We start from the raw sequence: 2,688 nt of genomic DNA on the forward strand, positions 1-2,688 counted from the left end.
ATGAGCACCGAAGTCAAAGTCCCCACGCTGGGCGAAAGCGTTACCGAAGCGACCATCGGCGAATGGCTGAAAAAACCCGGTGAGGCCGTCGCGCTCGACGAGCCCATCGCGAGCCTCGAAACCGACAAGGTCGCGGTCGAAGTGCCGTCGCCCGTCGCCGGCGTGATGGGCCAGCAGCTCGCCGCGGTCGGCGATACGGTCAATGTCGGTGCGACGATCGCGACGGTTGAGGCCGGCGGTGCCGCCGCCGCGCCGGCGCCTGCCGCGGCTGCTCCGGCACCCGCACCCGCCAAGGCCGAAGCCGCCGCGCCGGCGCCCGCCGCAACCGTTGCTCCGGCCGCAGAAGGCGTCGACACGGTCACGACCATGTCGCCCGCCGTCCGCCGCCTCGTACTCGAGCATGGCGTCGATCCGACGAAGATCCAGGGCAGCGGCAAGGACGGCCGCCTGACCAAGGAAGATGTGCTTGCCGCCGCCGCCAACGCCGCGCCCGCCGCTGCGCCCGCACCGGCCGCTGCCGCCGCGGCTCCGGTCGCCATCGGTTCGCCGGGCCGTCAGGAAGAGCGCGTCAAGATGACGCGTATGCGCCAGACGATCGCGAAGCGGCTCAAGGCCGCGCAGGACACGGCGGCGATGCTGACGACGTTCAACGACGTCGACATGTCGGCGGTGATGGCGACGCGTGATAAATATCGCGAAAGCTTCGAGAAGAAGCATGGCGTGCGCCTCGGCTTCATGAGCTTCTTCACCAAGGCGGTTGCGCTCGCTGCGCACGACATTCCCGCGGTCAACGCGCGGATCGAGGGCGACGAGATCGTCTATCACAATTATCTCGACGTCTCGGTCGCGGTCAGCGCGCCGAACGGGCTTGTCGTTCCCGTCGTGCGCAATGCCGACAGCATGAGCTTTGCCGACATCGAGAAAGCGATCGCCGACCTCGGCAAGCGCGCCAAGGAAGGCACGCTGACGATGGACGACATGACCGGCGGCACCTTTACCATTTCGAACGGCGGCGTGTTCGGCGGCCTGATGTCGACCCCGATCATCAACCCGCCGCAGTCGGCGGTGCTCGGCCTCCACCGCATCGAGGACCGCCCGGTCGTCCGCAATGGCGAGATCGTGATCCGTCCGATGATGTATCTCGCGATGAGCTACGACCACCGCTTGGTCGATGGCCGCGAGGCGGTGACCTTCCTCAAGACGATCAAGGAAGCGATCGAGGATCCGACGCGTTTGCTGATCGACCTGTAAAGAATATTTCTCCCCGTCCCCCCGTGGGGTGAAAGGAACGATAAATGGCTGATTACGACTACGACGTCCTTGTCATCGGTGCCGGTCCCGGCGGTTATGTCGCGGCGATTCGTGCAGCGCAGCTGGGCCTCAAGACCGCGTGCGCCGAAGGGCGCGAGACGCTCGGCGGCACCTGCCTCAACGTCGGCTGCATCCCGTCGAAGGCGATGCTCCACGCGTCCGAATATTTCGAGGCGGCCGCCGGCGGCGCGATGGCGGCGATGGGCATCAAGGTGAAGCCCGAGCTCGACCTCGGCACCATGCACGGCCAGCGCAAGGATGCGGTGAAGGGCCTGACCGGCGGCATCGAATTCCTGTTCAAGAAGAACAAGGTCGACTGGTTGAAGGGCTATGCGCAATTCACATCGAAGGACACCGTCGAAGTCGCGGGCAAGGCGGTGCGTGCCAAGAATATCATCATCGCGACCGGCTCGTCGGTGACCCCGCTTCCCGGCGTCGAAGTCGACAATGACAAGCAGGTCATCGTCGATTCGACCGGCGCGCTCGAACTCGCGAAGGTTCCGGGCCACATGGTCGTGATCGGTGGCGGGGTGATCGGGCTCGAGCTCGGCAGCGTGTGGCGCCGCCTCGGTGCCAAGGTCACCGTTGTCGAATTCCTCGACCAGATCCTGCCCGGCATGGACGGCGACGTTCGCAAGGAAGCGAACAAGATTCTCAAGAAGCAGGGCATGGAATTCAAGCTCAAGACCAAGGTCACCAAGGCCGAGGTCAAGGGCAAGAAGGCCGTGCTGACGCTCGAACCCGCCGCCGGCGGCGAAGCCGAAACGCTCGAGGCCGACGTCGTGCTCGTGTCGATCGGGCGCCGTCCGAACACCGATGGTCTCGGCCTCGACAAGGCGGGCCTCGCGGTCAACCAGCGCGGACAGATCGAAACCGACCATGACTTTTCGACGCAGGTCCCCGGCATCTGGGCGATCGGCGACGTCATCCCCGGCCCGATGCTTGCGCACAAGGCCGAGGACGAGGGCATCGCCTGCGCCGAGAATATCGCGGGGCTGACCGGCATCGTGAACCACGATGTCATCCCGTCGGTCGTCTACACTTGGCCCGAAATCGCCGGCGTCGGCCTGACCGAAGAGCAGGCGAAGGAAAAGGGCGAGGTCAAGGTTGGCAAGTTCCCGATGCTCGCCAACAGCCGTGCCAAGACCAACCACGAACCCGACGGTTTCGTGAAGGTGATCGCCGACGCCAAGAGCGACCGCGTGCTCGGCGTGTGGTGCATCGCGAGCGTCGCGGGCACGATGATCGCGCAGGCCGCGCAGGCGATGGAATTCGGCGCGACGTCGGAAGATATCGCCTACACCTGCCATGCGCACCCGACGCACAGCGAAGCGATCAAGGAAGCTGCGATGGCGGTGACGGGCAAGCCGATCCACA

General features: G+C 65.5%; 2 protein-coding genes. Both read left to right on the plus strand.

Features of this window, described 5'->3' with window-relative positions; genetic code table 11:
• Positions 1-1,251: 2-oxoglutarate dehydrogenase complex dihydrolipoyllysine-residue succinyltransferase (odhB, locus tag JHC57_RS21875; RefSeq protein ID WP_294032681.1), on the plus strand; the 1,251-nt coding region annotated here is incomplete at its 5' end.
• 44 nt (positions 1,252-1,295) lie between these two features.
• Positions 1,296-2,688, plus strand: a 1,393-nt coding sequence (lpdA, locus tag JHC57_RS21880) for a dihydrolipoyl dehydrogenase (RefSeq protein WP_294032682.1), incomplete at its 3' end; no start/stop codon positions are given.

Origin of the sequence: Sphingopyxis sp. (assembly GCF_016463645.1) — a bacterium.
Lineage (GTDB): Bacteria > Pseudomonadota > Alphaproteobacteria > Sphingomonadales > Sphingomonadaceae > Sphingopyxis.